Annotated in this window: 20 protein-coding genes; 12 read left to right on the forward strand and 8 right to left on the reverse strand. The window is 71.1% G+C overall.

Features of this window, described 5'->3' with window-relative positions; translation table 11 throughout:
- Positions 1 to 65: 65 nt before the first annotated feature.
- From NNW99_RS25875 to NNW99_RS25885, 3 genes are read left to right on the forward strand one after another with little or no spacing between them, the layout of a single operon-like run.
- The gene (locus tag NNW99_RS25875; protein WP_215121508.1) at positions 66 to 1292 is read left to right on the forward strand and encodes a sensor histidine kinase; all 1227 of its coding nucleotides are present in this window, start codon (positions 66 to 68) and stop codon (positions 1290 to 1292) included.
- Positions 1289 to 1951, forward strand: coding sequence for a response regulator transcription factor (locus NNW99_RS25880; RefSeq protein WP_215121509.1), 663 nt, complete (start codon positions 1289 to 1291; stop codon positions 1949 to 1951). Before NNW99_RS25875 ends, NNW99_RS25880 begins: the two co-directional genes overlap by 4 nt.
- Before the next feature lie 42 nt (positions 1952 to 1993).
- Positions 1994 to 3178: an exo-alpha-sialidase gene (locus NNW99_RS25885; protein ID WP_215121510.1), complete on the forward strand. Its 1185-nt coding sequence runs from the start codon at positions 1994 to 1996 to the stop codon at positions 3176 to 3178.
- Here the strand turns inward: NNW99_RS25885 and NNW99_RS25890 are convergent.
- From NNW99_RS25890 to NNW99_RS25910, 5 genes are read right to left on the reverse strand one after another with little or no spacing between them, the layout of a single operon-like run.
- Positions 3175 to 4107, reverse strand: a complete 933-nt coding sequence (locus tag NNW99_RS25890; protein WP_215121511.1) for a dihydrodipicolinate synthase family protein — start codon at positions 4105 to 4107, stop codon at positions 3175 to 3177. The two genes, NNW99_RS25885 and NNW99_RS25890, sit on opposite strands and share 4 nt — an antisense overlap.
- Entirely contained in the window at positions 4104 to 5123 is a 1020-nt protein-coding gene (locus NNW99_RS25895; RefSeq protein WP_215121512.1) for an ABC transporter ATP-binding protein, read from the reverse strand. The genes NNW99_RS25890 and NNW99_RS25895 overlap by 4 nt, the downstream gene beginning before the upstream one ends.
- Entirely contained in the window at positions 5120 to 7093 is a 1974-nt protein-coding gene (locus NNW99_RS25900; RefSeq protein ID WP_215121513.1) for a dipeptide/oligopeptide/nickel ABC transporter permease/ATP-binding protein, read from the reverse strand. Before NNW99_RS25900 ends, NNW99_RS25895 begins: the two co-directional genes overlap by 4 nt.
- Positions 7090 to 8052: an ABC transporter permease gene (locus tag NNW99_RS25905; protein WP_215121514.1), complete on the reverse strand. Its 963-nt coding sequence runs from the start codon at positions 8050 to 8052 to the stop codon at positions 7090 to 7092. Before NNW99_RS25905 ends, NNW99_RS25900 begins: the two co-directional genes overlap by 4 nt.
- A 4-nt stretch (positions 8053 to 8056) precedes the next feature.
- Positions 8057 to 9685 carry an ABC transporter substrate-binding protein gene (locus NNW99_RS25910; RefSeq protein WP_215121515.1) on the reverse strand — a complete coding sequence of 543 codons (1629 nt, stop codon included), beginning with the start codon at positions 9683 to 9685 and terminating at the stop codon, positions 8057 to 8059.
- A 236-nt stretch (positions 9686 to 9921) separates the two neighbouring features.
- Between NNW99_RS25910 and NNW99_RS25915 the strand changes: the two genes are divergently transcribed.
- Positions 9922 to 10644, forward strand: a complete 723-nt coding sequence (locus NNW99_RS25915) for a FadR/GntR family transcriptional regulator (protein WP_215121516.1) — start codon at positions 9922 to 9924, stop codon at positions 10642 to 10644.
- A gap of 41 nt (positions 10645 to 10685) precedes the next feature.
- Positions 10686 to 11120, forward strand: coding sequence for a protein phosphatase (locus NNW99_RS25920; RefSeq protein WP_251057939.1), 435 nt, complete (start codon positions 10686 to 10688; stop codon positions 11118 to 11120).
- A gap of 21 nt (positions 11121 to 11141) precedes the next feature.
- Here the strand turns inward: NNW99_RS25920 and NNW99_RS25925 are convergent, their stop codons facing one another.
- A complete protein-coding gene (locus tag NNW99_RS25925; RefSeq protein ID WP_251057940.1) occupies positions 11142 to 11603 on the reverse strand; it encodes a GNAT family N-acetyltransferase in 462 nt (153 codons plus the stop codon).
- A gap of 348 nt (positions 11604 to 11951) precedes the next feature.
- Here NNW99_RS25925 and NNW99_RS25930 point away from each other — a divergent pair, with 348 nt between their 5' ends.
- From NNW99_RS25930 to NNW99_RS25960, 7 genes are all read left to right on the forward strand, one after another.
- A complete protein-coding gene (locus NNW99_RS25930; protein ID WP_215121517.1) occupies positions 11952 to 12881 on the forward strand; it encodes a hypothetical protein in 930 nt (309 codons plus the stop codon).
- A gap of 44 nt (positions 12882 to 12925) precedes the next feature.
- On the forward strand, positions 12926 to 14035 hold the full coding sequence (locus tag NNW99_RS25935; RefSeq protein WP_215121518.1) for a pyridoxal phosphate-dependent aminotransferase: 1110 nt from the start codon (positions 12926 to 12928) through the stop codon (positions 14033 to 14035).
- A 48-nt stretch (positions 14036 to 14083) separates the two neighbouring features.
- A complete protein-coding gene (locus tag NNW99_RS25940; protein WP_215121519.1) occupies positions 14084 to 15064 on the forward strand; it encodes an NAD(P)-dependent oxidoreductase in 981 nt (326 codons plus the stop codon).
- Positions 15051 to 19334 carry a caspase family protein gene (locus NNW99_RS25945; RefSeq protein WP_215121520.1) on the forward strand — a complete coding sequence of 1428 codons (4284 nt, stop codon included), beginning with the start codon at positions 15051 to 15053 and terminating at the stop codon, positions 19332 to 19334. The genes NNW99_RS25940 and NNW99_RS25945 overlap by 14 nt, the downstream gene beginning before the upstream one ends.
- A 29-nt stretch (positions 19335 to 19363) precedes the next feature.
- Positions 19364 to 20224: a hypothetical protein gene (locus tag NNW99_RS25950; protein WP_215121521.1), complete on the forward strand. Its 861-nt coding sequence runs from the start codon at positions 19364 to 19366 to the stop codon at positions 20222 to 20224.
- A 104-nt stretch (positions 20225 to 20328) separates the two neighbouring features.
- The gene (locus NNW99_RS25955; protein ID WP_215121522.1) at positions 20329 to 21501 is read left to right on the forward strand and encodes an abortive phage infection protein; all 1173 of its coding nucleotides are present in this window, start codon (positions 20329 to 20331) and stop codon (positions 21499 to 21501) included.
- A 12-nt stretch (positions 21502 to 21513) separates the two neighbouring features.
- Complete coding sequence (locus NNW99_RS25960; RefSeq protein ID WP_215121523.1) at positions 21514 to 21951, forward strand: VOC family protein; 438 nt, start codon at positions 21514 to 21516, stop codon at positions 21949 to 21951.
- A 1-nt stretch (position 21952) separates the two neighbouring features.
- On the opposite strand, the gene NNW99_RS25965 is transcribed toward NNW99_RS25960, so the two are convergent.
- Together NNW99_RS25965 and NNW99_RS25970 are read right to left on the reverse strand one after the other, a co-directional pair.
- On the reverse strand, positions 21953 to 23437 hold the full coding sequence (locus NNW99_RS25965; protein WP_215121524.1) for an alpha/beta hydrolase: 1485 nt from the start codon (positions 23435 to 23437) through the stop codon (positions 21953 to 21955).
- Between the two features lie 424 nt (positions 23438 to 23861).
- The gene (locus NNW99_RS25970) at positions 23862 to 24287 is read right to left on the reverse strand and encodes a GNAT family N-acetyltransferase (protein ID WP_215124461.1); all 426 of its coding nucleotides are present in this window, start codon (positions 24285 to 24287) and stop codon (positions 23862 to 23864) included.
- Positions 24288 to 24309: the final 22 nt, after the last annotated feature.

Raw genomic sequence — 24309 nt, forward strand, 5'->3', positions numbered from 1 at the left:
GCGCCCACCCGTGCCGCCCTTAGCGGCACGATTGCCCGCAGCTCAGCAGAGCGACCCCTATAAGGATGATGCCCGTGCAGCCACCCACCATCGGCAATCGGATCATCGCGGCGATCAACCGCGACCCCCTCACCGCCCCGCACGCCCTGCGTAACGACGCCCTGCTCGCGGTCGCCGCCGCCGTGGTGGCCGTCGGGCTCGGGCTGCTCGGGGGCGGCGGCGGGCCCGATGCGCTGGGGTGGGTGCTGCTGGTCGCGTGCAACGTGCCGATCGTGTGGCGGCGGCGTCGGCCGTTGCTCGTGCTGCTCGTCGTCGTGGCCTGTGTCGCCCCGTACCACGCCCTCGACAACCCCCACTCCGCACCGACCCCGGCCACGTACATCGCGCTGTACACCGTCGCCGTCACCGGCCGCCCGCTGCGTGCCGTCCTGGTCGGGGCGGGCGTCCTCGCCCTCTCGACCAGCACGATGCTCACCATCAACGCCCACGAGGCCCTGAGGATGCTGCAGATCTCGGGCTGGGTCGTCGCCGTGCTGTTCTGCGGAGTCGACGTGCGGTTCTACCGCCAGTACGTCGCCTCCATCGTGGAGCGGGCCGAACGGGCCGAACGGACCAGGGAGGAGGAGGCGAGGCGGCGGGTCGCCGAGGAGCGGCTGCGGATCGCCCGGGACCTGCACGATCTGCTCGCCCACAGCATCACCCTCATCGGTGTGCAGACCTCCGTCGCCGCCCATGTGCTGGCGGCCGACCCCGAGCGGCTCGACCGGGAGACGGTCGCCAAGGCCCTCGACGACATCGCCGAGACCTGCCGCAGCGCCCGCGGCGAACTCCGTACGACGCTGGAGGTGCTGCGCGAGCACGGCCCGCCGGAGGCCCGCGGCCCGCTGCCCGGCCTCGACGGCCTGCCCGACCTGGCGCGGGCCGCGCGGCTGGCCGGTGCCCGGGTCGAGCAGACCGTACGGATACGGCACGCACCGCCCGCCGTCGGCGCCGCCGCCTACCGCATCGTGCAGGAGGCCCTGACGAACGCGGTCCGGCACGCGGGGCCCGATGTCTCGGTCCGTGTGGAGCTGGACGAACGGCAGGGCGCCCTGCATCTGTCGGTCAGCGACGACGGCACCGGACCCGACCCGGGCGGCACCCCGGGCTTCGGGCTCGTCGGAATGCGGGAGCGGGCCCGCAGCGTGGGTGGCACACTCGACGCCGGACCGCGCCCCGGGGGCGGCTTCGAGGTGGCCGCGGTCCTGCCGCTGACCACGACGCGGAACACGACGGGGGAGAGGACCGGATGACCATCCGAGTGCTGCTCGCGGACGACCAGACCCTGGTGCGGGAGGCGTTCGCGATGCTCGTGGAGTCGGCCCGTGACATGGAGGTCGTCGGTCAGGCCGCCACCGGCCGGCAGGCCGTGGAACTGGCCCGCAGCGGGCGCGCCGACCTCGTGCTGATGGACATCCGCATGCCCGACCTGGACGGCATCGAGGCGACCCGGCTGATCGCGGCCGACGACGACCTGGCGGGCGTCCGCGTCCTGATCCTCACCACCTACGACACCGACGAGTACATCGTGGACGCCCTGCGCGCCGGTGCCTCCGGGTTCCTGGTCAAGGACACCAGGCCGGCCGAACTCCTCGACGCCATCCGCACGGTCGCGGCCGGGGACTCCCTGCTGTCGCCCGGGCCCACGGCACGGCTGATCGAGCGGTTCCTGCGCAGCCCTTCGGCACCGGCGACCGGCGGGCCGGAGTGTCTGTCCGAGCGCGAGCGGGAGGTGCTCGGCCTGGTCGGGCGCGGCCTCAACAACACCGAGATCGCCGAGGTGTTGGGGCTGAGCCCGCTGACCGCGAAGACCCACGTCAGCCGCATCATGGGCAAGCTGGCGGCGCGGGACCGGGCGCAGCTCGTCATCGTGGCGTACGAGTCGGGGATCGTGACACCGGGGAACATCTGACGGACAGGCACCATCCGGCGCCCCCCTTTTTTCAGGAGCAGGATGAGACTCCTCTGCCGCACCCTCCTCGTGACCACGGTCCTCTTCCCGGCCCTCACCGCGACGCCCTTCGCTTCGGCCGCCCCCGGCTGCGTCTCCTCCGTCCCGTACGTCTCGGGCGAGGGCGGCTACGACACGTACCGCATCCCCGCCGCCGTCACCACGGGCAAGGGCACCGTCCTCGCCTTCGCCGAGGGCCGACGCGGCGGCGCGGGGGACACCGGCGCCATCGACGTCGTCCTCAGGCGCTCGACGGACGGCGGCTGCACCTGGGGTCCGCTCACCGTCGTCGCCGCCGGGAAGGGCGACACCCGGGGCAACCCGGCCCCCGTCGTCGACCCGCGCACCGGCACGGTCGTGCTCCTCACCTCCTACAACAGCGGCAAGGTGACGGAGGCCCAGATCATGCGGGGCGAGGTCACGCCCGAGCAGAGTCGCCGGGTGTTCGTGCAGCACAGCCGGGACGACGGCCGGCACTTCACCGCACCCCGCGAGATCACCGCCCAGGTCAAGCGCCCGAACTGGCGCTGGTACGCGACCGGCCCCGGCCATGCGATCGCCCTCACCCGGGGTCCGCATACGGGCCGGCTGGTCGTCCCCGCCAACCACTCGGCGGCCCCGCCCGCCGGCTCCCCGGACACCGGCCAGGAGCCCCGCTATTACGGCGCCCACGCGCTGCTCAGCGACGACGGCGGCAGGACCTGGCGCCCGGGATTCGTCGACGACTCCTACGACGGGGTGAACAACGCCAACGAGTCGATCGCCGCCCAGCTCCCCGACGGCAGGGTCTACTTCAACGCCCGCGACCAGCACGGCACCAGCCCCGGCAACCGCCTCGACAGCCACTCGCGGGACGGCGGCCGGTCCCTAGAGCGGCCCTACGCAGTGCAGCCCACCCTGAACGAGGTCCCGGTCGTCCAGGGCAGCGTTCTGCAAGTCGCCGGGCGGCACGGACCGCTGTTGTTCGCCGGGCCCTCCGTCCCCACCGCCCGCCGGGCGATGGCCCTCTGGCGCAGCGCCGACGGAGGGGCCACGTTCACCAAGGCCCTGACGCTCTCCCAGCAGCCCGCCGCCTACTCCGATCTGGTGCCGCTCGGCCGGAAGGCGGTGGGGATCCTCTACGAGACGGGAGTCCAGGGGACCTACGAGACGATCGAGTTCCGCCGCCTCCCCGTCGGTGACCTCTAGAGCAGCCCGGCCGCCGCCAGGTACTTCCCGACCCGTTCCACCTCGTCCGGCGACAGCGGCACCTGCGGCTCCGCCGTCGCCGGGCAGTCGATCACGCCCCGCAGGTGCAGCGCGGCCTTGAAGGCGCCGATCGCCGAGGAAGCGGGGCCCATCCGGGCCGGGTCGCCGACCGTCACCATGCCGAACAGGGCGCACAGGCGCTCCTGTTCGGCACGGGCCTCGTCCCGGTCCCCGGCACGGCACAGACCGTCCAGGCGGACGTAGCCGTGCGGGTCGACGTTGCCGAGGCCGGGCACCGTGCCGTCCGCGCCGAGCGCGAGCGCCGCGTCGACGATCAGCTCGGAGCCGGTCAGCACGCTGAAGCCGGTGATGCCCTGGCGGTCCCGGGCGCCGGTGAGGACCTGCCGGAAGGCGGCCAGATCGCCGCTGGAGTCCTTGAGTCCGGCGAGGACACCGTCGGCGGCCAGTTCCAGGACCACGTCGGCGGGCAGCTTCGTGTGGACGGCGACGGGAAGGTCGTAGGCGATGACCGGGATCGGGCTGCCGGCCGCGACCGCGCGGTAGTGGCGGGCGATCTCGGCCGGGTGGGTGCGGGCGTAGAACGGGGCGGTGACGACGACCGCGTCCGCTCCGGCCGCCGTCACCGACGCGACATGGTCCAGGACCCGGGCCGTCGTCATGTCGATCGCCCCGGCCAGCACCGGGAGCTGCCCGCTCACATGCGCCGCGACCGACTCGACGACCAGCCTGCGCTGCCGGTCCGGCAGATACGCCGCCTCGGACGTCGAGCCGAGCACGAACAGTCCGCTCACCCCGCCGGCGACCAGATGGTCGACCAGCCTGAGCAGCGAGGGCACATCCACCTCGCGGTCCGGTGTCAGAGGCGTGCACACGGGCGGGATGACACCGGTCAGCGGGGTGAGGGTCATGGAGCCTCCATCGGGTCGCGTCGGTGGACGAGGTCGCGGGTCGATTCGTCCTCCCGGACAGGATGGTGGCAGCGGAAGCGGTGGGCGGGTGCAGACGCGGCCGAGAAGTCCGGCATCGCCGCCGCGCACGTCCCGTCGGCCTTCCAGCAGCGGGTGCGGAACGGGCAGCCGCTCGGCGGACGGGTCGCCGACGGCACCGGACCGACCAGCGGGATCGGGTCGATCGGGTCGAGCAGTCCGGGCGTGGCGGAGAACAGCGCGCGGGTGTACGGGTGCCGAGCCCGGTCGGTGACCAGGGCGGCCGGGGACTCCTCCACGATCCGGCCCAGGTACATGGTGATCACCCGGTCGCTCATCCGCCGTACCGTCTGGATGTCGTGCGAGACGAACACCAGGGCGAGGCCCAGGCGTTCCTTCAGATCCAGCAGGAGGTTGAGGATCTGCGCCCGGACCGACACGTCCAGGGCGCTCGTCGGCTCGTCCGCCACGACCAGGTCCGGGTCCAGCGCCAGCGCCCGGGCGATCGCGACGCGCTGCCGCTGCCCGCCCGACAACTGACCCGGCAGGGCGTCGGCGAGGGCCCGGGGGAGACCGACCAGGGACATCAACTCCCGGACCCTCTCGTCGCGCTGGCTCCTCGTGCCCCGGTCGTGCACGTCCAGCGGGTCCCGCAGGATCTGCCGGACGGGCAGGCGGCGGTTCAGGGCCGTCGACGGGTCCTGGAAGATCATGCCGGTACCGCCGCCGACGGCCCGGCGGCGTTCGGCGGGCGGCATCGCCCACAGGTCCCGGCCCCGGAACGACACCGTCCCCCGCGTCGGCCGCTCCACCCCGACCAGCACCTTCGCCAGCGTCGACTTTCCGCAGCCCGACTCGCCGACCACACCGACGGTCTCGCCGGGCGCGATGGCCAGGTCGGCGCCGGTCAGGGCGTACACCCGGTCGCGGGTGAACAGGCCGCCGCTGCGGGCCTTGTGGACGACGTGAGCATCCGCCAACTCCACGAGTGCGCTCATGACACCGCCTCGGTCTCGGTGGCCGACAGCTCTATGGCCGGGTGATGGCAGGCCGCCGTGTGCGCCTCGGGACCGGCCAGGACCGGAGCCGTCGTAAGGCAGATCCCGCTCGCGCGCGGGCAGCGGTCCGTGAACCGGCAGCCCGCCGGGAAATCCGCCGGAGACGGCACGACGCCCCTGATCTGTGTCATCCGCTCCTGCGCCGACTCCAGCGACAGCACACTGCCGAGCAGGCCGCGCGTGTAGTGATGGGCCGGTGCCTCCACCAGGTCGGCGGTCACGCCGGTCTCCACGATCTGCCCGCCGTACATCACCACCACCCGGTCGGTGACGTCCGCGATCAGCGCCAGGTCGTGCGAGACGAGGATGAGCGCGAAGCCCAGTTCCTCGCGCAGCCGCAGCAGCAGCTCTATGACCTGGGCCTGCACGGTGACGTCGAGGGCGGTCGTCGGCTCGTCGGCGACGATCAGCTTCGGGTCGCGGGACAGGGCCATGGCGATCAGGACGCGCTGGCGCTGGCCGCCGGACAGTTCGTGCGGGTAGCTGCGCAGGGTGCGCTCGGGGTCGAGGCCGACCATCGTCAGCAACTCGGCCGGACTGCGCCGCCCGCCGCGCCGGACCACCTGCTTGAGCTGCGCCCGGATCGTCATCGCCGGGTTCAGCGACGACAGCGCGTCCTGGTAGATCATCGCCATCTCGTGGCCCAGGAGCTTGCGGCGTACGCGCATCGGCTCGGCGATCAGATCCCGCTGCTGGAAGCGGACCTGTCCGCTGACGCGCGCCCCTTTTGGCTGGAGGCCCATGACGGCCAGCGCGGTCAGCGACTTGCCGCAGCCCGACTCGCCGACCAGGCCCAGCACCTCACCGGGACGCACCTCGAAGCTGATGCCGTCCACGATGTCCACGCCGCCGTGCCGCTGGTCGAAGCCGATGGCGAGGTTCTCCACCGCGAGCACGGGCTGGCCGTCCCGGGGCAGCCGGCGGGCCCGGGCCCGCAGCCGCCGGGCCGCCTCCGCCAGGCCGGGCAGCTGTACGACCTCCCCGGTGCCGGGCTCCGGCGCCTCCAGCCGGTCGTCCTCGGGCGCCTCCACCTCCCGCGCCGACGGGGCCGCCCACGCGTCGGACACGCCCTCGGACAGGATGTTCAGCGACAGCACCGTGACCAGCATCAGCAGCCCGGGGAACACGGTCGCCCACCAGCCGCCGGTCAGCACCATGTTCTTGCCGTCCGCGATGACACTGCCCCAGGACGGGTCGGGCGGCCGGACACCCGCCCCGATGAAGGACAGCGACGCCTCGAAGACGACCGCCTCGGCGACCTGGACCGTGCAGAACACCAGCACCGGCGCGGCGCAGTTGATCGCGACGTGCTTCAGCACGATGTGCGGGGTCCGGGCGCCGATCACCCGTTCCGCCGTCACGTAGTCCTCGCCGTACTGGTCGAGGACGTTCGCCCGGACGACCCGTGCCACCGGCGGCGTGAACAGGAACGCGATCGCGCAGATCAGCACCGTGATGCCACCGCCGAACACCGCCACCAGCACGGCGGCCAGCGCGATGCCGGGGAACGCCATCACCACGTCCAGACAGCGCATCAGCGTCTCGTCGACCGCCTTGCGTGAAGTGGCCGCGATCGCCCCGAGCAGCGCGCCGACCACCAGCGCCAGACCGGTGGCGCCGAGCCCGATCGCGAGTGACCAGCGGGCCCCGTACATCAACCGGCTGAGGATGTCCCGGCCGAGGCTGTCCTGGCCCATCCAGTGCGCGGCGGACGGATGCCCGGTGCCGTCGACCGGCGGCTGCTGGTCGAGCGGGTCGTGCGGGGCGAGGAGCGGCGCGAGCAGCGCCATCAGGACGACGACCGCCAGGAAGCAGACGGCGATCTTCGACAGCAGCGGCAGCCTGCGCAGGCCGCGCAGCCGTACGCCGGGCCGGGACAGCGCCGTAGTGAGACTCTTGCGGGTCATCATGTGGTCGCATCCCTCAGTCGCGGGTTGACCAGCAGGTAGAGGACGTCGATGACGAGGTTCACGACGACGAACCCGGCCGCCGTGGTCAGGACGACACCCTGGACCACGGCCGGATCGCCGTTCTTCACGGCGTCGATCATCAGCTTGCCCATGCCCGGCAGCGAGAAGATCGTCTCGATGACGACCGCGCCGCCGAGGAGATAGCCGACGCGCAGCCCGAGCACGGTGAGCGGATTGATCAGGGCGTTCCGCAGCACGTTCCGCCCGACCACGACCCGGGGCGGCAGCCCGCTCCCGATCGCCGTCCGTACGTAGTCCTTGTCCAGTTCCTCCACCACCGCCGTCCGCACGATCCGGGTCAGCTGCGCCGCCACCGGCAGGGACAGGGCGAGGGCGGGGAGCGTCATGGTCTTCAGCCAGCCGGTGAAGGAGTCGGCCGGGTTGATGTAGCCGCCGGTGGGGAACCAGCCCAGGTCGACGGCCAGGTATTGGATCATCAGCAGCGCCAGCCAGAAGCCGGGCGCGGCGACGCCGGTCAGCGACACGACCCGGATGATCTGGTCGGGCAGCCGGTCCCGGTAGATCGCCGCGGTCACCCCGCCCACCAGGGAAAGCACGACCGCGATGCCCAGGCCCAGGAAGGTCAGCTGGAGGGTGAGCGGCAGCGCGGTGGTGACCTGGTCGATCACCGGCGCCCGGGTCAACGCGCTGGTGCCCATGTCGCCGTGCAGCACGTCGGCGACGAAGTCCACGTAGCGCACGGGCAGCGGGTCGAGCAGGCCGTGTTCCTCGCGGAAGTCGTGCAGCTGCTGGGGTGTCGGGTTGGCGCCCTGGAAGAACGCGGACGCCGGGTCGACGTCCGAGAACCGCATCACCAGGAACACGAACAGCACGATGCCGAGCATCAGCGGCACGAGCAGGGCGATGCGGCGGAGCAGGATCCGCAGAACAGCGGTCATACCGCTAGGCCCACTTGGCCTGGAGGAGGTTGATACCGGGGTACGGCTGTGGCCTTATCCCGCTGAGCCGCTCGGGGTTCCAGGCCGTCATCAGCTCGTTGTGGACGACCGGGTAGAGCACGGCCTGTTCGGCGACGACGTCGATGTAGTCCTGGACCATCGCCGTCTTCTTCGCGGCGTCGGGCTCCCGGGTGGCCCGGTCCATGTCCCTGAAGAGCGCCTTGGCGACGGAGTTGCCCGCCCAGCGCGTGTACTGCATCCACAGGTTCTCGGGCCCGTAGTTGTAATGCATGATCAGATCGGCGTCGAGACCGAACTGGTTGGGGTTGGAGGCGGCGGCGACCACTTGGTAGTCCTGCTTCTGGTCCATCTTGGTGAAGACGGCCGTGGTCTCCTGCGGTGACAGGGTCGTGCGGACACCGATCGCGTCCCAGGAGGACTTGACGGTCGGCAGGCAGTCCACGATCCAGCTCACGTTCACCGCGAGGATCTCGATGCTCAGCCCCTTGACCCCGGCCGCCTTGAGCAGCGCCTTCGCCTTGTCCGGGTCGTAGTCGTAGACCGTCTTGGCCCGGCGGTAGGACGGGTTGCTCTCGTCGAGGAAGGAGCTCGACGGCTTCCCGCGTCCCTTGAGCGCGACCTCCACCATCTTCTCGGTGTCGATGGCGTAGTGCAGGGCCTGGCGCACGCGTACGTCGTCGAAGGGCTTGTGCTTCGTGTTGAACATCAGGAACAGGTTGTTCATCCCGGCCCCGCCGGCGACCGTCAGACCGCCGCTCTCCAACTGCCCGATGTTGGCGTACGGGATGTTGTCCGCGATCTGCGCCCCCGCGCTCGACCCCGAGATCTTCGCGACGCGGGGCGCGGCGTCCACGATCGTCAGCCAGTTCATCTTCCGGAAGGCGGGCTTGCGGGGCCCGTTGTAGTCGGCGAACGCCTCGAAGGTCGTGTTCGACTTGGGGTGGTGAGCGGTCTGCCGATACGGCCCCGAGCCGATCGCCTTGCCCTTGATGGCCTCGTCCCAGCCGCCCGGCTGGGAGAACACGTGCTTCGGCATGATCTTGGCGAGCGTCAGCCGGGAGAGCCCGTCCGGGAACGGGAACTTCAGCACCAGCTCCACGTTCCGCGCGTCGATCTTCCGGACCTCTTTCAGCCAGCTCGCGAAGAAGCCCTTGGCGAGGGTCTGGGTGTTCGGGTCGAGGATCCGCTCGAAGACGAACACCACGTCGTCGGCGGTCACGGGCTTGCCGTCGTGGAACGTCGCACCGGCCCGCAGCGCGAACTTCCAGGACGTGCCGTCCGGGTCCTTCGGCACCTCGGTCGCCAGGGCCGCGTACGGCTCGCGGGAGATCGGATCGGTGTCCAGCAGACCCTCGTAGATGTGGTTGTTGGCGGCCATGCAGAACGCGGACGCCGTCTGGGTCGGGTCCCAGCTGCCGTCGTTGCCGTAGCCGATCACCGCGGTGAGCGTCCGGTCCGCGCCGTCGCCCCCGCCCGTCTCGTTGGTGGACTCCGGCCCCGACGAACAGGCCGACAACGACGCGGAGACGGCGGCGGCCGCGCCCAGCGCGCCGGTGTACTTCAGGAACGTCCGGCGGTGCGGCGCCGGTACGTCGTGGGTCACGTCGCGCACGGGTCCTCCAGAGATCTGGCAAGGCGTGAAGGGGGGAGATACGACGTCCTACGTCCTGGCGGTCAGCGTGACCATAGGAGGGGGCGTGGGGGCGGTCAAGGGGTCGCACACGAATGGCGTATCTGCCAGAGGTCGTACCAATGGCGTTTGGTTTCAGGTGACTTGACGGCCTATCAGGGGAGGTCGGGCGCCGGGTACCGCCAGAGGTGGGACGTGGGACGTCCGGGGCGCGTACGATGCGGCGCATGTCCGAGGAGCCCAGGACCAGCCGGATACAGCGCGAAGTCGTCCAGCTCATCCTCGACCGCAGACTCACCGCCGGCGCCCCGCTGCCCACCGAGGCCGAGCTGATGGAGGCCCTCGGTGTCAGCCGCAACTCCGTCCGCGAGGCCCTCAAGGCCCTCCAGGCCCTCGACATCGTCGAGATCAGACACGGCTACGGCACCTATGTCGGCAGGGCGTCCCTCACCCCGCTCGTCGACGGCCTGACCTTCCGGGCCCTGGCCCGGCACGACGACGACACCGGCGCCCTCGCCGAGATCCTCCAGGTCCGGGAGGTGCTGGAGGAGGGCCTGATCCGCCGGGTCGCCGCGACGCTCACCGAGGCGGAACTGGACAAGCTGGAGGGCGTGGTGACCCGTATGGAGTCCGCCGGCGCCACGGCCCGCATGGGCAGCACGTTCCCCGACCTCGACCGCGAGTTCCACGAGGCCCTGTACGCCTCCCTCGGCAACGCCCTCGTCCCCCAGCTCCTCGCCGCCTTCTGGACGGTCTTCCGACGGGTCTCCGGCGCCCGCGGCTGGACCGACGACCCCACCCCCGAGCTCACGGTCCGCCGCCACCGCGACATCGTCACGGCCCTGCGCGCCCGCGACGTGGAGGGCGCGCAGCGGGCGATGGCGGTCCACTTCCGGGGGATCGAGGCGCGGGCGGCGGAGGAGTCGCGGGGGGTGGGCTGATTTCGCTCCCGGGCGAGCGGGCGCGCAGCATGATGAGGGGCGTGACCGATCTGTGGAGTGAGAGTGACACCGGCGTCCTGAGACTGCCGTCCGGCCGGTTGGTGCGCGGGCGAGGCCTCCGCAACCCCTTGGACCCCAGCGCGCCCCTGCCCTCCCACGGCATCTACCTGCTCGGCAAGCAGCCGCCCGAGGTCCCCTGGGAGTCGGCCTGGATCCGCTGGCCCGACTTCCGCCTCCCGTCGGACCGGGCCGCCGCCCGCGTGGTGCTGGCCGACGCCTGGGAGCGGGCCGCCGGGGAGCGCGTGGAGATCGCGTGCGGCGGAGGCCGCGGCCGTACGGGCACGGCGCTGGCCTGCCTCGCCGTACTGGACGGGGTGCCGGGGGAGGAGGCGGTGGCGTATGTGCGGCGGCACTATGACCGGCATGCGGTGGAGACGCCGTGGCAGCGGCGGTATGTGAGGAGGTTCGGGCAGTGACGGCGGGTCGGGTCGGACCGGTCACAGAGTCAAGCTCAGGAGAAGGCGGTCTTCGCCAGGACCGAAATAGTCCCTGACGTGACCCGTCGCCCCTCTCCTCTCCGTGAACCCCAGGGACCGGTAGAGCCTGATCGCGGAGGCGTTGGCGGGTTCGACGGTCAGCAGAACCTCCCGGACCCTCAGGCTCCGCAGGTGGCACAGCGTTTCCCGCATCAGCTCGCGCCCCAGCCCCGTCCCACGCTGACGCGGGCCGACAGCCAGGGCGAGGACCCATCCCCTGCCTTCGCTCGCCAGGGCCAGGGCCAGGGCATACGCACAGATCCCTTCGCTGTCGTCCACGACGACGAGAGTGAATCCTGCGTCGAACAACTGGCGTAGGACGAAGAAGGGATAGGCGGCGTCCCCGAATACTTCCCTGTCCAGTCGCGCGATGTGCGGAAGATCCTCTTCAGCGGCGGTACGCAAGAGCACTCTGGATTCCATGTCTCCAACCGGCTGTCACGGGTCCGACACTTTAGCGCGTACGGACCGCGTCATCGCTACCTTGAAGCATGGGAATAGGCGTCGGCTCCGGTCCCAACCTCTATCCAGCGCTCGCCATGCTTCCCTGGTGTGATCGTGTCTCCCTGTTCGACGTAATGCTCTGCGGCCAGGTGCCCCCTTCGCTGCGGCTTTCATGGAACACTCCAGCGGATTCCGCATAGGAGCTGATCACTTCCCGGCGTACGACGTTGACTACGGGCATGCTGCTGGCCTGCGGGCGTCGCGAGGGCGGTCGGTGGCCGTCTTGACGGTCGCCTGTCCCTATAGTTCCCTTGCCGTGCGGGTGGGTTGGCGTACTGGGGCTGCGTTGCGCTGATACGAGGGGGGCTCATGGCACAGGTGGTCCGTGCGTACGGAAATCCCAGCCGCCTCGAGGAATACCTGCCGGACCGTGACGAGCCGGTCGACCGATGGTTCACCGCTTCCAACAGTGGGAACGCCCGTGTGATCGCCAGAACGATAATCGATCTCGCCCCGGCCGCACCTTCGGTGGTGATCGACCCCTTCTGCGGTGCGGGAAGTTCCGCCACGGCGGCCCGATTGCTCGGTATTCGATTCGCAGGTGCGGAGATCGACCCGGTGCTCGCCTGCGTCAGCCTCGCGAAAACCCGGTGCGGGCCCTCCCATGGCGCCGATCTTCCCCGGCCGCCCGATAAGCACGACGAGCCGCAGCTCCGCTGTCTCCGGCTGCTCCGGGAGTTACAGAAGGAAGAGGGAGGCGGAGAACTGAGCGAGGATCAACTCCTGGCCGACCTCGCCCGCGCCCCGGCGCCGGTTCCCGGCAGCACAGTGGTCTGCGGGGATTCCACCGACCCGGCGAACTGGGCGGACCTGAAGCTTCCCGAAGCGGAGGCGGTGATGTTCACCTCGCCGCCGTTCTACGGCGACTGGCACGGCCCCGATGTGCCGCCGCCCTTGCGCGCCGAGGCGTCCGACATCGTCTCGACGGCGACGAACCGGGGACGCCCCGACGCCCGGAACGGCCCGCGCCGAGGCTACTGCGACCTCGTCGTCGGTGCTCTCCAGGCCATGGAATCGGTCGCGGTGCACGGGACCGCCGTCGTCGAACACGAGCCCGGCGACGACGGCACCGGAAACAGGCTGGCCGTCCTGTCCGAGCGTATCCGGGACGAGACGACGGCCGACGTGGTCGAGATCCTGACGACCGGCGACTTCTCCGGAACCGGCACCCTCTCCCTCGTGGTCTGCCGGTTCTGACGATGAGTTCGCACACGCCACGCAATCTCACGGAATTCGAGCTCATGGCTCAGGTCTCCCGCCTCGACCTCGCCGACGGGCACGCGAACCACACGCTGCATCCGGGAACGCTGAGCGCCCTGGAGGGCGCCTTCGCGGCGGCTCTGAAGGAAGAGCGGCACGGTCTGGTGCACCGCGTCGAGCGTGAATTCCTGTCAGCGCTCGGAAAACACACCGGCCAGCGGTATGAGGCCCACTCGTCACACATCGTCTATTCCGCCTCCGTCGGTGTCGACATCATGGCCAAGTACCTTTCCGTCCGGCGCTACCGGACCGGAATGATCACGCCGACCTTCGACAATCTCCCGGCCCTCATGGCCATGACCGGTGTCGAACTGGTCGCCGTACCCGAGAAACGGGTGATGCCGGAACCCGATCTCGACGAGCTGGACCGGCTGGGTCTCGACGCCCTCTTTCTCGTCATGCCGAACAACCCGACGGGTACGGCCATGGACAGCGCCGCTGTGCGTCGCCTTCTGGAGTGGGGCGCCGAGCGTCGCGTCCTGATCGTCGTGGACGCCTCGTTCCGTCTGCTGGAACCCACGGCCTGTGTCGACCTGATCGCCCTGGCGGAGGAGGCGGGCGCGGACGTGGTCACCGTCGACGACACGGGCAAGACCGTGTCCCTCCAGGACACCAAGGCCAGCGTGCTGTCCGTCACCCACCGGCTGCGGGAACCCGTTTCGGAGGTCGTCAGCCACTGTCTGCTCAATGTGTCCTGCCTCGACCTCCGCCTGCTGACCACCATCCTGACCATGCCGCCCGACTGCGACGAGATACGGCGTGCCCGTACCCTCGCCCGCCGCAACCGCGCCGTCCTGCGCGAGCTGCTGGCGGAATGCGGCCGGACCGGATGCCTGCCGGGCACCTCGCCGGGCCGGGACTCCGCGCTCAGCGTCGAATGGCTGCGCATCGGGCCCGACCGGGACCGGGTGCTGGGCCGGTGCCGTGACCAGGGGCTTCAAGTACTGCCCGGGCAGCCCTTCTTCTGGTCTACGGACGGCGCCGGGAATCCGCCCACCGGAGAGTGGGTGCGCCTGGCGCTGCTGCGTGATCCCGAGGAGTTCCAGCGCGGCGCCGACATCTTCGTCTCGGCCCTGCGGACCGGCCCGTAGGCCCCGCGAGGACGCTGCCCCTGACCACCCCTTGATCCCGAGGAATCCATGCCTGAGCCAGAGATCCTCATCACGGGCACCGACCTCGTGCCCGATCCGGCCGTGGAGTACGTGAGGGCACGCGCCTACACGCCTCGCCGGGTCAGGCGGGACGACCTCTCCGAGGGTGAGCTGATCGCGGCTCTGGACGGGGCCGCCGGCTATCTGATCGGGGGCTGTGAGACGCCCACGGACAAGGTCTTCGAGTCGTCCGCCCGGTTGCGGGCGGTGGCCTTCGTCGGTACCGACTTCCGGCTCTATGTGCCGGGATGGCGTCGGGCCCGGGCGCTGGGTATGGAGGTGGTGGGCACCCCGGGAGCCAACTCGCAGTCCGTGGCCGAGTTCACGCTGCTTCTGATGCTGACGCTGTCACGCTCGTTCGCCTCCGTGGCCGCCGCGGCGGAACAGAGCCACAGCGCCCCGGCCCCGGTCGGCCGCACCCTGGCCGGGAAGCGTCTCGGTGTCATCGGGCTCGGCAGGATCGGGAGGGAGGTGGCCCGGATCGCCCGCCTCGGCCTCGGCATGGAGGTGAGCTACACCGCGCCGCGCCGGGCCACGGAGACCGAGGCGGAACTCGGGATACGGCACTGCCCGAAGTCGCAGCTGCTGCGGTCGAGCGACATCGTGTCGCTGCACCGCCCCGGTCCCGCACCCGGCGAGGGTCCCGAACTCTCGGCACACGAGTTGGCCCTGATGCGGCCCGGCGCCCTGCTCGTGAACACGGTCCACCCGGATCTGGTCGACCTGCCGGCCCTCCTGGCCGCCGTGGCGGACAAGGACCTGCGCTGCGCCTTCGACGGCCAGGGCGACGGGCCCGCGTGGGAGGCCCTGACGGCGCTCGGGACCGATCGCTTCCTGGCCGTACCGACCATGGCCTACAACACGGCGGACGCCAACGAGGCGGCGAGCATGGCAGCGGCCCGGGCGGTGTGCGACATCCTGGACGGACGCCGGGCGGCGGAAGGAGCGCGCGCCGGTGAACCCGAATGACCCGCCGGGCACGCCGAAGCCCCGGAGACTGCTCATCGCCACCGCTGTGGCCCACCTGCCCCGCTCACCCGCCGGTGACCGGCCGGGCCTCGTCAGCGCACGGCAGAAGATCATCGACCTCTTCACCACACGCCTCGGCTACACACACGTCAGCGACCTCGGGCTCGACCCCGACCGGAACGCCCTCCTGGACCAGTTGGAGCGGTTCGCCACGGCCCCGGACCGGCGTCCCGACGACATCGTCGCCGTCTATCTCGCAGGGCACGGCCAACTCCTCGGCTCCTCGCCACGCCGGCACATGTTCTTCCCCGCGGACTGCGACCTCGCCAGACCCAAACAGGCTCTGCCGACCTCCCAGATCGCCTCGGTGCTGCTCGACGACACGGACATCAAGCAACTGCTCTTCCTGCTCGACACCTGTCACGCGGGGCAGGGCACGGGCGATGCCGTGGCCGCGGCCGTGGAGAGCCTGCGCCGCAGCCCGGACAACGACACCGCGGGGATCGCTTTCGTCGCCTCCGCGCAGCCGGCCCAGTCCGCGCTGGTCGAAGCGTTCCCCGAGTTGCTCACCGCGGCAGTGGACAGCCTTGCCACGGCGGGTGAGAAGCCCGAGCACCTCAGTCTGGGCTCGCTCGTCGCCCACATGAACGCGAACATCAAACGGCCACCCACCCAGAGCATCGAGTGGCACGCCGCCAAGATGCTCGGTGACGTGCCCGCCTTCTTCCCGAATCCCCGGCGGCACAGCCGCACGTTCGAAGCGGATCTGGCGATGCAGCAGGCGATCGAATGGCAGGCCCAGGCAGTGCGCCGGGAAACGGAGCTGGCGCGGCGCATGCTGGTCCGTGCCAAGGCCTCCTTCGGAGACGAGGGAGGCTGGTGGTTCACGGGCCGACGGCGAACGCTCACCGAACTCACCGACTGGTTGCGGGACCCCGATGTGCTGCGGCCGGCGGTGGTCGTGACCGGTGGGCCCGGCTCCGGCAAGACAGCGGTCCTCGGCCTCATCGCGGCGCTCACGAACACGGAACGCCACCACAGTGTGCCCGTCCACCTCCTCGAACTGCCGGAACGAGCCGTGCCCCGCCCCGGCTCCGTCGACGTCGTCATCTACGCCCAGGCCCTGACCGACGAGGACATCCTCAACGGGCTCGCGGCCGCGGCACGGGTCAGGGCCCCCACCGTGGGCACCCTGCTGGACGCACTGGCAGCGCGGGACCGGCCCTTCACGGCGATCATCGACGCCCTCGACGAAGCGGCCTCGCCGGACACGCTGACCACACAACTGATCCAGCCGCTCATCCGGTTCAGCAACGGAAACCTGCGGCTGCTCCTCGGCACGCGCCCCCATCTGCTCCGGCATCTGCAGACGGACGTCGAGATCGTCGATCTCGACAACGACACCTACGCCGACCGCGCGGCGCTCACCGCCTACGCCAGGCGCGGACTCACCGAGTCCCAGCCGGACAGCCCCTATGCCACCGCCCCACCCTCCCTGGTGATCCAGGTCGCCCGCGCCGTGGCCGACGCGGCGTTCCCCAGCTTCCTGGTGGCACGCATCGTCTCGGGGACACTCGCCGTACAGGACGTCCTCGCCGACCCCCAGGACCCGGAGTGGTCCCGGGCGCTGCCGCGCACCGCCGACTCGGCCATGGCACAGGACCTGGACGAGCGCCTCGGCCCGGAGGCGGAGCGTGCCCGGGACCTCCTGCGGCCCCTCGCCTACGCCGAGGGGCAGGGCCTGCCATGGGAGGACGTCTGGGGAGCGCTGGCCTCACGCCTGTCCGGGCACAGCTACAACGACGAGGATCTGCTGTGGCTGCAGCGCTCCACGGGCCGCTACGTGGTGGAGGCGACCGAGTCCGGGCACTCGGCCTACCGCCTCTACCACCAGGCCCTGGCCGAGCATCTGCGACGGGACGCCGACGCACGCGAGGCCCAGCGGGCGTATGTCGAGGTGCTCACGCGTCTGGTGCCGCGCAGTCCCTACCGGACCCTCGACTGGCCCCGTGCGCATCCGTACACGCTGAGCCACCTCGCCACCCACGCGTCCATCTCGGGCGAGCTGGACGAACTCATGGCCGACCCCGAGTTCCTCGTCCATGCCGAGCCGACACCCCTGCTGCCCGCGTTGGAGAGGCTGACGACGGAATCCGCGCTCCGGCTGGCCGACCTCTACCGCACCTCCGCCGGCGACCATCGTCGCGCCAGTCCGCAGATCCGCCGGGAACTCCTGGCGATCGACGCGCTGCGCTTCAAGGACCGGGACCTCGCCCGCCGGCTCAGCCGGAGTACCGCCTGGCGGCCGGTGTGGGCCACCGACAGTCAGATCACCCGCGACTCGCAGGAACGGACCGGAGCGGTCAACGGGGTCGCCTGCGGCGAAGCCGACGGCGCTCCCGTCGCCGTCAGCGGCGGCACCGACGGCCTGGTGCGGGTGTGGGATCTGCGTACCGGTGAGCTGCGTTCCGTCCTATCCGGCCATCAGGGAGCCATCAACGCCGTCGCCTGCACCCACGTGGAGGGCACCTCCGTCGCACTGACCGGGGGCGACGACTACACCGTGCGGGTATGGGACCTGTCGACGGGGGAGAGCCTCGCGGTACTCAGCGGCCAGGGCGGTGCGGTCAACGGACTGGCGTGCACGACCGTGAACCGGGTACCGGTCGCGGTCGTCGGCGGCGGCGACGCGGCGGTACGGCTGTGGGATCTCACCACGGGGGATCAACTGGCCTCGCTCGTGGGCCATCCGGGAGCCGTGAACGGAGTCACCTGCGCCACGGTGGACGACGTACCCCACGCGGTCAGTGTGGGAGCCGACGGTTCCGTGCGCATGTGGGATCTGCAGGACCGCGTCGAACGCTCGGTGTTCCACGGCCACACCAGTTGGGTCTGGGCCGTGTCGTCCACCCGCGTCGACGGCGTGCCCGTGGCGGTGTCGGGCGGTGGCGGCGACGGGCACCTGTGCGTGTGGGACCTCGACCGGCGTGCGGAGCTGTCGACGCTCAGCGGTGACACCGGCTGGGTCAACGGAGTGGCCTGTGTGATCGCCGACGGCCGGCCGCTCGCGGTCGTCGGCGGCGGCGACTACACCGTCCGGGTCTGGGACCTGGCGTCGGGCACACCGAGTGCCGTGCTGGAAGGGCACGCAGGAGCCGTCAACGCGGTCGCGGCAGCGGTGATCGACGGTGTGCCCATGGCGGTGACCGGCGGAGCCGACGGCTCGGTCCAGGTCTGGGACGTCCGGGCGGGCACCCAGCGATGGGTGAGGGAACAGGATGCCGATGAAGCGGAAGAAGCCGTACCCGTCGAAGACCCGGGGCCGGGATCGACGTCGTCCTCCGGAGGGTTCCGCGGGCACACGGGCTGGCTGTGGTCCGTGGCCCACGCGGTGGTGGACGGCTCGTCGGTCGCGCTCACCGTGGGCGGCGACGGAGACGGGGCGGTCCGCATGTGGGACGCGCGGTCAGGAGCGCAGAAAGCGGTGCTGACCGGGCACACCGGGGCGGTCAACGCCGTGGCCTGCGCGATGATCGACGGGGCCCCCGCAGCCGTGGTGGGAGGCGGGGGAGACTACGCGCTGCACCTCTGGGACCTCACGGACCGTCGGCACGAGACGGCGCTGCACGGACACGAGGACTGGATCTGGGGCCTGGACACCACCACGGCCGAGGGCCGCCCGATCGCCGTGACCGGCGACGCCTCCGGGGTCATCCGCGCCTGGGATCTGAGATCGAGGGAACAACTCGTCTCCGCCACCGCCCACTCCGGAGTCGTCAACGCAGTCGTCTGCACCCGACTCGACGGCCGCCACGTATGCGTCACCGTCGGTGACGACGGTCTGCTGTGCACCTGGGACCTGTTCACCGGACGTCGACTCTCCTCACTTCAGGCCCATTCCGGCGTGGCTCGCGGAGTCGCCTGCACGCGGGTGGACGACCGGGAGCTCGCGGTCACCGTCGGCGACGACGGAGCCATGCGGGTGTGGGACCTGCGGACCAGCGAGGAGGTCTCCGTCTTCGCCGGACACACCGGCGTGGTGAACGCCGTGGTGGCTCGGCGGGTCGACGGAGTCCCGGTCGCCGTGACCGTGGGCGACGACTACACGGTGCGTGCGTGGGACCTGCGCCGGAGAGCGGCACTGCTGTGCTGGGCCACGCCCTACCCCGCACGGGCCGTCTCACTGACCAAGGACGGGGACTTCGTCGTCGGCACGGGCCACGAGGTCCTCGCATTCGAGTTGGGCACCAGTCTGTTCGCTCGCCGCTAGTCGGCAAGTCTCCTGTCGGGGAGGACGGCATGGCGCGCATCGTCTGCGTGCACGGAGTGGGGAAACAGCAGGCCGGCGAACAGACCTTGCTGGGCCAGTGGGTTCCGGCGCTGCGCGACGGACTGACCCGGGCCGGTGGGAGGGCCCGCGTCGCGGACACGGAGGTGGCGATGGCCTTCTACGGAGACCTTTTCCTGCCGCCCGGGCAACGGCTGGACGGGGACGAGCCCCACCTGGGCTGGTGGGACGTGTCCCCGGGCTGGGAGACGGAGCTCCTGATGCAGTGGTGGAGCCATGCCGCGGCGGCCGAACCACAGATCGTCGCTCCGGACGCCCAGAACCTCTTGTCCGGCACAAGCCGCACCGTGCAGGCCGCGCTGCTCGCCCTGTCTCAGTCCAGGTTCTTCGCCGGACTCGCCGAGAAGGCCCTGATCTCCGACCTGAAGCAGACTCACCGCTACCTCACCGATCTCGAACTGCGCACCCGCGCGCGGGATCGCGTACGAGCGCTCATCGGCCCCGACACCAGTGTCGTCGTGGCGCATTCCCTCGGCAGTGTCGTGGCCTACGAGGCGCTGTGCGCGCAGGCGGGGCACTCGGTCCGGTCCTTTGTCACCCTGGGTTCGCCGCTCGGCATACGCAATCTGATATTCGACCGCATGGATCCCGTGCCCGTGAGCGGCATCGGGGCGTGGCCAGGGCCCTTCTCGACGACCTGGACGAACGTCGCCGACGCGCGGGATGTCGTCGCGCTCGTGAAGGATCTCCGGCCGTGCTTCGGCCCGCGCATCGTCTGCCACCTCGTCGCCAACGGGTCCCAGGCTCACGACGCTACCCACTACCTCACGAAAGAGGTCACAGGAGCCGCACTCGCCATCGGGCTCGGCTGACAGCCGAGCCTCTCCTTCGGCCACGGCACCTCATACCTTGGTCGCCCCGCCGTAGACCGACGGCCGACAGCGGACCCGGCGCCCGCGTCGGCACAGTGAACGGCATGGAAGAGACCAAGGGGATCAAGCAGGCACAGGGGATCAGCCGGGCCCGGTTCCTGGCCGGGGCGGCTGCGGTGGGGGTCGCCGGAGCGGTGGGCCCGGCCGGGCAGGGCCTGGCGGCGGAAGCCGGGCATGGAGGCCGGGGGCTGCGCCGGCACGGCGTGGTCTACACGGTCGGGGCGGGGGAGACCCCGGGCACCGCGTGGAGTGCGCGGCGGATGCGGGCGGATGTGCGCGCCATCCGGGACGACCTGCACGCCGACACCATCGACGTCACGGGGGACGGCGTCGAACGGCTCACCGCCACCGCCGCCGAGGCCGCCGAACGAGGGCTGCACATCTGGCTGCAGCCGACCCTCGGCGACGCCCCGCAGCGGGACATCCTGGAACACCTCGCCGAGACCGGCCGGTTCGCGGAGCGGCTGCGACGGCAGGGCGCGAGCGTCGACCTCAGCGTCGGCTGCGAGTTCTGGCTGTTCGTCCCCGGCATCCTGCCGGGCGAGACGGTCCTGGAACGCATCAGGCACCTCCAGAACGGCACGGTCGACTGGCCGCGGGCGCTGCGCCGCCTCGCCGAGTTCACCGCGAAGGCCGCCAAGGTCGGCCGCTCCGTCTTCCACGGCAACCTCAGCTACGCCGCCGCCCAGAGCATCGACGACCCGGACTGGGGCCTCTTCGACATCGTCGGCATCGACTACTACTCGTACTTCGAGAAGCGGTCCGACCACGTCCGGGAGCTGAAGCGCTACCTGCGCTGGGGCAAGCCGCTCGCCATCACCGAGTTCGGCACATGCGCGTACGCCGGCGCCCCCGAGACGGGCGGCATGGGCTGGGACATCGTCGACTACGACAAGGAGCCGCCGGAGATCAAGGGGGACCCGGTACGCAGCGAGCGCGTCCAGGCGGACTACGTGGGCGAGCTGCTGGACGTCTTCGACTCGATGGGCCTGTACGCGGCGATGACCTTCGAGTTCCTCAGCCCCGACGCCCCGCACCGCCCGGACGAGCCCCGGCTCGACCTCGACATCGCGACGTACGCCATCACCAAGGTGATCCAGGACCGTCCCGGCGACCCCGCCTCCGGCTGGCACTGGGAGCCCAAGGAGGCGTTCCACGCGGTGGCCCGCCGCTACGCCCGACGGGCGCGGTCCTCGTCGCCGGGGCACCATGGCTGAGGAGGTGCGTCCATGGAATGGACCCTTGAGGTGATCACCGTTCCGGTCGCCGACGTGGACCGGGCCAAGGCCTTCTACGTGGACCGATGCGGTTTCCGCGCCGAGATCGACGCGTCGTTCTTCGAGGGCGTGGGCCGCTTCGTCCAGCTCACGCCCCCCGGCTCCCGCTGCTCCGTCGTGCTGGAGTCCGGCATGCCGGACGCACCGGGGCAGCCGCCCATGGCCCCGGGGTCGCTGCGGGGCCTCCAGCTCTGCGTCACGGACATCGAGAAGGCCAGGGCGGAGCTGGTGGGACGCGGGGTGGACGTATCACCGGTCCTGCACGTGAGCGCGTCCGGCTGGGCGGAGGGCCGGGGCGAGGAGGGCTGGAACTCCTTCCTCTTCTTCCAGGACCCCGACGGCAACGGCTGGGCCGTCCAGGAGGCCCCGGCACCCCTCGCCCAGCGCTGACCTAGGCGCAGTAGATGTCCCGGTCCGGGCGCTCGCCCGTAGCCAGGAACCGGGAGACGGTCCGGTCGCCGCAGGCGTTGCCGTTGGCGAGGTAGGCGCCGTGGCCCGTGGAGTTCACCGTCACCATGACGGCCCGGTCGCCGAAGGCACGCCGCAGCTCACGGGCCCCGCTCAGCGGACTGGCGACGTCCCGCTCGTTCTGGACCAGCAGGATGTTGGACGGCCCGCGGTCGGTGATCCGGACCGCGGGCTCCCGCGGCGCGTACGGCCAGCCGGCACACAGCATCGGGCCGCGCGGCATGCCCGCCGTCAGCGGGAACGCGGCACGGCTTTCGTCGACGCCCTTCTGGTACTGGGCGGCGGTCTTGGGCCACGCGACGTTGTTGCAGAGGATCCCGGCGCCGACCGCGGCCGCGTTCTGCATCATCGCCTCGTCCGGGGCCTCGGGCACGGGCGGCACGGTGCCCTTGCGGGCGGCGAGGATCATCTTCGCCAGCGCGGGGTAGTCGTCGGGGTCGTACAGGCTGCTCAGCATGGTCTGGCGCAGGACGTTGCCGTTCAGCTCCGCCGGGTCGGCGCCGGGCCAGGGGAGGGGCGCGCGGTCGAGCCGTTCGGCGAGGCGCAGGAAGAGGGGCCGTACGTCGGCGGTCGTGCGGGCCAACCGGTACGGATTCCCGGGCCGGGACGCCCACTTGGCGAACTCCGGGAAGTTGTCCTCCACACCGGTCTCGAACGCGGCGAGCCAGGCGCGTCCGACCCGGGTGGGGTCGGGGTTGTTGTTGCTGTCCAGCACGATGCGGTCGGTGCGGTGCGGGAACAGCTGGCTGTAGACGGAGCCGACGTACGTGCCGTACGAGTCGCCCCACGCGGAGATCCGGCTCTCGCCCAGCGCGGCCCGGACCCGGTCGAGGTCGCGGGCATCGTTGGCGGTGCTGAGGTGCCGTATCAGCTCACCGCCGTTACGGGCACACGCGTCGGCGATACGCCGGGCGGTGGTCATGGCCTCGGTGACAGAGCCGTCCGGGGCGGGCCAGGGCAGCTTGGCGAGGGCCAGGTCCTTGCTCTCGAGCCCACACGCGGTGCTACTGGACGGCGCCATCCCGCGAGGCGCGAACCCGATCAGGTCGTAGACGTCCCGCACGCTTTGCGGCAGCTTCTGCCCCTTGCCCGACGGATCATCGAGACTGACTCCACCGGGCCCGCCGGGGATGAGTAACAGTGCGCCACGGCGAGCGGAGGGTTTCTCACTGGGGATACGGGAGACGGCGATCTGGATTCTCGGTCCGTCGGGGTCGGCGTAGTCCATGGGTACGGCGACGGTGGCGCACTGCTGACGGGGGTCGAGGTCGGGGCCGTCGCACTTGGTCCACTTGAGGGGCTCGCGGCCGCCGGCGCTGGTGGCGGCGGACGCGGGCAGTGAGACGGTGAGTCCGAGCAGGACGGCAGAGGCCGCGAGCAGTGAGGCGTTGCGCTTGAGCTGCTTCATGGGACGAGCCTGGCGGTTCTTCGACCTGCCCCCTATCCGGCTAACTGCCGGATGGCTCCTGAGGTTTACCCCCGGGTTCGTTCCTCCGCTGTCGGGGCCGCCCGCTTCCTGGCCAGTGTCGTGATTCCGTGAGCCGAGTAAAGGGCGCTGCGCGTCGGCTTCGCCGATCGGCCTCCGGCCGACCCTTGACACGGCTCACGGAATCACGGGAGAGAAGCGAGCGAGCGGCCCGGAAACGCGGGGTGGCAGAGGTCTGACGGCGGTCTTCGGCCCGTTGCGTTGCCGGTCGGCGTGGACGGACGCGGCCGCGCCTCGCAGGCACGCCGGGTGGTCGCGGCGGCTGACGGTGTGTTCGAGTGGAGCGTTTGGGCCGGGGGTGGCCTAGTGGATGGGGTCGGGGGTGGCCTGGTTGCTCCAGTGGCGGTCACGTGGGGAGGCGGAGCATGAAGACGTCGATCGGGTCCTGGGTCTCGACCGTGAAGCCGTGGCGTTCGTAGAGGCGGCGGGCCGGGCTGCCCTGGAGGACGTTCAGGCGTACGGGTTCGGCGGCGGTGTCGGTTCGGGCCAGCAGGGTTCGGAGGACTGCCGTACCCAGGCCCCGGCCCTGGAGGCCGGGATCGAGGTAGAAGTGCTCCAGCCAGGTGCCGTCCTCGGCCGGGCGCAGTGTGACGCTGCCCGCGAACGTGCCGTCGGCCTCTATGACCGAGGTGTGCTGCGGGGCGAAGCCGTCGCGCAGCCGCTGCCTGACCCGGTGTTCGTCGTAGCGGCCCAGCCGTTCCAGGTCCGGGCGCATCACGATCGCCCGCAGTTCCGCGATCGGTTCGACGTCCGTTGGTGCGGCGGGGCGCAGGGTCCAGTGCACGGCCGGATTG

The sequence above is a fragment of the Streptomyces sp. CRCS-T-1 genome (assembly GCF_024442335.1).
In the GTDB taxonomy this organism is placed as follows: Bacteria; Actinomycetota; Actinomycetes; order Streptomycetales; family Streptomycetaceae; genus Streptomyces; species Streptomyces koelreuteriae.